Source organism: Gemmatimonas sp. (assembly GCF_041689975.1).
Classification (GTDB): Bacteria; Gemmatimonadota; Gemmatimonadetes; order Gemmatimonadales; family Gemmatimonadaceae; genus Gemmatimonas.
Genome location: NZ_JBDNFF010000391.1, coordinates 1 through 4894, shown reverse-complemented (window position 1 = coordinate 4894; position 4894 = coordinate 1). Strand labels below are relative to the sequence as shown.

Annotated in this window: 5 protein-coding genes; 1 reads left to right on the top strand and 4 read right to left on the bottom strand. The window is 65.2% G+C overall.

The genetic code is table 11. The features are described from left to right. Positions 1-267: 267 nt before the first annotated feature. From ACESNG_RS22560 to ACESNG_RS22545, 4 genes are all read right to left on the bottom strand, one after another. Entirely contained in the window at positions 268-432 is a 165-nt protein-coding gene (locus ACESNG_RS22560; RefSeq protein ID WP_373070943.1) for a hypothetical protein, read from the bottom strand. A gap of 127 nt (positions 433-559) precedes the next feature. Continuing rightward, the gene (locus ACESNG_RS22555; RefSeq protein WP_373070945.1) at positions 560-925 is read right to left on the bottom strand and encodes a nucleotidyltransferase domain-containing protein; all 366 of its coding nucleotides are present in this window, start codon (positions 923-925) and stop codon (positions 560-562) included. Between the two features lie 660 nt (positions 926-1585). Next, on the bottom strand, positions 1586-1828 hold the full coding sequence (locus ACESNG_RS22550) for an addiction module protein (RefSeq protein WP_373063677.1): 243 nt from the start codon (positions 1826-1828) through the stop codon (positions 1586-1588). Positions 1829-1922: 94 nt separating this feature from the next. Then, a complete protein-coding gene (locus tag ACESNG_RS22545) occupies positions 1923-4019 on the bottom strand; it encodes an ATP-dependent helicase (RefSeq protein ID WP_373070941.1) in 2097 nt (698 codons plus the stop codon). Positions 4020-4616: 597 nt separating this feature from the next. On the opposite strand from ACESNG_RS22545, the gene ACESNG_RS22540 reads away from it, so the two are divergent. Then, positions 4617-4894: hypothetical protein (locus tag ACESNG_RS22540; RefSeq protein ID WP_373070939.1), on the top strand; the 278-nt coding region annotated here is incomplete at its 3' end.

Sequence of the window (4894 nt, the reverse complement as noted above, 5' to 3'; positions counted from 1 at the left end):
CGTTCGATACGTGCTCGAGGACCCCCTGCTCGGTCGTTGGCTCCGGTGGTCCCAGCAGCTGGCCGCCCCGTGAGCTCCGCGACGGCAACGTGAAGAGGGGCTCGCAATCATCATGTTGCGGGCTCTTTTTTGTTTGGCTCTGTTCCGTGATTGCGTGAGTGTCGCGTAGCACAGTGCGCGGCAACGAAATGACTCCGCCGCCGCCTGGCTGAACGCAGTTCGTGTGGCCAGATGGCTGATGTCATCCCGCGATATGGCGGGACCGTGTCAGGGGGAGGGCTTGAGTTCGGCGGCCAGCGTTCCATCGCGACCGACCAAGACGTGACGGATCGCCGGCAGGGTCTGTCCCACCCACTTGAGCGCGTCCGCCACTTCCGCCGGTCCGGAGCCCATACGCCGCGAGTACGGCCAGCGCAGCCGCGTGCCCCGCATCGTACGCGAGGCGCACCGCGTTATCGCTCGTCAGCCCGGTCAGCGCCGCGTCCTGCGCCGGCGACCGGGACACCGCTCTGCGGCATGCCAGCGGCTGCTGGTGGCTGGCCGGGTGCCTTCTTGCGGTTCATGGGACCACCAGCGCCGCGCTCCCAATCGGACCCGTGTCCGGCCACATGCGGGTCAGGCCTGCCGCTGCGGCGAGGGGACGGAGGCGATCCGCGCTCCCGGCCACCCACTGTTTGGGCCCGTCCAGCGCGGCGCGCGTAAAGCGATGCGCGGGGTGCGCGGCGTCCCCCAGCCGATCCCCGAGTGCTTGCGTCGTGTACCGCACCGCATTCACTTCGCGGTTGAGGATGAGTCCGACCTGCGCCAGTTGTCGATGGAGTGCTCGCCGGTCGACCGCTGGCGTCTCCACCACGAACACATCGACGTCACTGTCCGGCCGGGCGTCCCCCCTCGCGAACGATCCGAAGACGAAGGCCGCTTCGATGCCGGAAACATCGCACGCGCATCGCGCACGAGCCCCACCGGGTCGCGCGTGTCGCTGAGCAGGAGCATGACCGCCCCCCAGAGCTTTGCCTCGAGCACGGGCCGGAAGCAGACCAGACGCCCGACTTCGACGCGCTCAAGGGCGTCGAGGGCGAGCAGGCGGTCCACCTCGCGCTGCAGCGAAGCCGACCCGAGGCCGAGCAGGCGCTGGAGCGTACGGCCGTGCACGGCCGTGGTCGGATAGAGGGCGAAGAACCGCGGCGCGTCGTAGTGCACGATAATTTCGGGCAATCAGGGCTACTTGACGAAGCTGCAGGACGCGGCCGCTCGGGATCGGCGGCGGGGCCGAGTTCTCGTACGGAGTGGATGGCAGTCGCGTCGCAGAGCGCGCCGTACGCTGCAGGGCGGACCACGGGCCACATCGTCGACCGTCAGTGGCGCGTCACGTTTGCCGTCCACGACACAGCAGCCTTAGGCGGCATTGAGTATAGCCCCACAGTTGTGGCAGCAGCAGTCCGGATCGAGTTCGGCCGTGGCGCCCGGTTTTCGTGGGCCTTTCGGGAAGTGAGCGTGCGCGCAAGAATAGGGGGAATCGTGCCGATCGCCACCTGATACACACGAAATGACGGAACAGAGCCTACATCAAGGAACGGTTACCGGGCTAACGGCGGTCGCTGAATCGCGCCCGGATGTTGTCCAGGACTTGGTCCAGTGGAATGCCGACCGACGGATCGGCGTCGTACTCCGCCATGCGACGGTCGCGTTCCGCGTTCTGCGCGTCCGTCAAGGGTAGAGCGGCGGGATAGGCAGTCGCCTCTTCAGCGATGCTGTCCCAAATATCGCCGACAAGTCGCAAACGCTCGCCGACGCTCAGGCTCATAGAGCCGAAGGTCGGTTTCGTCATGGAGGGAAGCCGAAGAAACGTGCAGGATGAGGCAAGTGGTCCGGTCCGCCGAGAAAGAATGGGGCGACTGCTTTTAGCTCTGAGCTCTTAGCTCTCAACTCGGAAATCTCCCCCTCAGCAACGCCCGCAAATCCAGCGGCGGCGCATCGCCCCGAAGCGCCGGTAGAGCAGGCGGCAGCTCTTCGCCCACCGTGACCCGTTGCATCGACGACCGCACCCCGGGATCGAGAAAGCGGCTCAGCTGGCTATACGCGAAATCCGCACCGGTACGGGTCGCATAACTGTGCAGCGGGTACGTCACGAACAGTTGATCACGCGCCCGCGTCATCGCCACATACAGCAATCGCCGCTCCTCGTCGATCTGCGCGTCGTCGTTGGCCGACCGCGCCATCGGAAACACGCCGTCGGAGGCGTGAATCACGAACACCGCGTCCCATTCCTTGCCCTTGGCGGAATGCGCCGTGGAGAGAATCAGCGCGTCGTCTTCATCGGTACTGCCCACCGCGAGATCCTGCGTGTTCGACGGCGGCTCGAGGGCGAGTGCCGACAGGAACGTGCTACGATCGGGATAGCCGGCCGCGATCACTTCGAGCTGATCGAGATCGGCCATGCGCGGTGGGGCATCGTCGTACGTGGCCTGCAAAATCGGATCGTACATGTAGCGGCACAGGCGAATCGTTTCGGCCGGCGAATGCGCCTGGTTGCTGCGCTCCACGCGACGCATGCCGTCCAGCAGCGCGGCCAACGCCTGCAGGGCGGGGCGTGCGCGTGACGGCGCCTTGGTGGCGCCGAGTGCCATCGGTTCCCATCCATGCTGCATCAGCAGGTCGATGGCTGCGCGTGCCGTGGCATCGCCCACGCCGGGCAGCAAGCGCAGCAACCGATACCAGCTCACTTCGTCGCGCGGATTCTCCAGCACGCGCAGGAAGGCCAGGATGTCCTTGATGTGCGCGGCTTCGAGGAATTTGAGCCCGCCCCACTTCTCGTACGGGATGCGCCGGTTGGCGAGTTCGATCTCGAGATCGGCCGACAGGTAGCCGGCGCGAAAGAGCACGGCCATCTCGCGCAGCGGGATCCCTTCCTCGTGCAGCTCCAGCAAGCGATCGACCACGAACATGGTCTGCGCGTGCTCGTCTTTCACCGTGACCAGCCACGGTGGCTCGCCGCCCGTGCGCTCGGTCCACAGCTGTTTCGAATAGCGCTCGCGACTGCGTGAGATCAGCGCGTTGGTGGTATCGAGAATGGGCGCGGTCGAGCGATAGTTGCGTTCGAGCGTCACGATCTGCGTGCCGGGAAACTGGTGCGGAAAATCGAGGATATTTCGGATGGTCGCGCCACGAAACGCATAGATGCTCTGCGCGTCGTCGCCGACCACGGTGATCTTGCCATTCGTGCACAATGCGCGGAGGATGCGCGACTGCAGGGGGTTGGTATCCTGATACTCGTCCACCAGCACGTGATCGTACAGCGCGCGAATCTGCTCGGCGATCGGTGGTGCCTGTTCCAGCAGCAATGCCCACGAGAGCAACAAATCATCGTAGTCCAGCAGATTGCGTTCGGCTTTGCGCTTCACGTAGTCGCCGAACAGCCGTTCGATGTCGCCGGTCCAGGCCAAAAAGTGCGGCCACTGTTCCCCCAGCACGTCCACGATGGGGCGCTCGGTATTCACGTGTCGCGAGTAGATCGACTGCAGCGTTTCGGCGCGGGGGAAGCGCGGGGCCGAGCGCGGGGCGTTTTTTAGATCGGCGTAGCCAAGGGCGGCGCGCGAGATGCCCATCAGGTCGGAGGCATCGGCCTGATCGAGAATGGTGAAGTCGGCGGGTAGTCCGGCGGCGGGCCCGAACCGGCGCAGCAGGCGGTGGGCGATACCATGAAAGGTGCCGCCTTGCACGTGCTGCGAGGCCGAACCAACCAGCCGCTCGCAGCGCCCCAGCATTTCCTGGGAAGCGCGGCGCGTGAACGTGAGCAACAGAATGCGGCTGGCGGGGACGCCGCGTCCTATAAGATGGGCGACGCGATGGATGAGCGTCCGGGTTTTGCCGGAGCCGGCGCCGGCCACTATAAGGAGGGGCGTGTCCCCGTGGCTGGCGGCGGCGGCTTGGGCGGCGTTCAGGGCAGGCCCCTCGGCCGACAGCACGGGCGGGGGCACCACTCGGGTGGCGGGGACGTGGATCCGGGGGGGCTCAGCCATGCCGTAAACTAGGCGCACGTGACTGTCGCCGCCGAGGATGTGACGCTGGGCGGGTCAGGACCGTCCACGTCCTGGTGTCACAGGATTCGTGAGTCGAGACGCCTGGCAGGGTGGCCGGCGGTGTGGATAACTAACGCTTTCCGGTCAGATGTCACAGAATTGTGACACCGCTCGCAAAACACAGGGAACGTTGGCGGCTTGACTAGTGTGGCCGATCACCCCTAGGTTTGCTCTTGATGATGGCGGGAGGAGTGTGCGTGTCAGCCTTCGGGAGGGCCGCGCGCGTTTTCTTGGCCGATATGTATCGAAAACGTGTGAGCGATCACGCGTGCAGGAGTCACAAGGAACCGACGCTTGGGTTGGCGACGCGTGATGCAGGGCCCGCAGGTCAGCATTTCGGTTCTTCGGGCATCATGGTTTTCACACGACAGCATGTTGATTCGGCCGCTCCCCGAGCCACGTCCTGTTCCTCTGTGACGCACACATGATGGAGCGCATGCCAAAGCGGCGAGCGCTTGCCAAAGCAAGACGTTGTTGATGAGGCAACCCACCCTCACCAGCAGCAGCTACCTCCACGACCTCGCAAGAGGGGGATGAATGCAACTCTTTTCTCGGAACAAGGCGATCGTAGCCCTGAGCCTTGGCGCCTTGGCGCTGGGTGCTTGCGGCGATGACGTTACGGTGCCACTCGCACCGATCTCGCCGATCACGCTGTCCATAACACCGCCTTCTGCCAACATGAACGTTGGCGAAGCGGTGAACTTTGCCGTGCAAATCTCGGGTGGCCCGACCACGGGCGGCCCGACGCTGGCCAGCTGCACCACGAGCTCGGCCACGGTCGCCACGGCGGTCATTGCTGGTTCGTCTTGCCGCGT

What these genes read in the sequence shown, in the direction of transcription:
- ACESNG_RS22560 (WP_373070943.1), bottom strand. Translation starts at nt 432, where the DNA reads ATGCGGGGCACGCGGCTGCGCTGGCCGTACTCGCGGCGTATGGGCTCC.
- ACESNG_RS22550 (WP_373063677.1), bottom strand. Translation starts at nt 1,828, where the DNA reads ATGACGAAACCGACCTTCGGCTCTATGAGCCTGAGCGTCGGCGAGCGT.
- ACESNG_RS22545 (WP_373070941.1), bottom strand. Translation starts at nt 4,019, where the DNA reads ATGGCTGAGCCCCCCCGGATCCACGTCCCCGCCACCCGAGTGGTGCCC.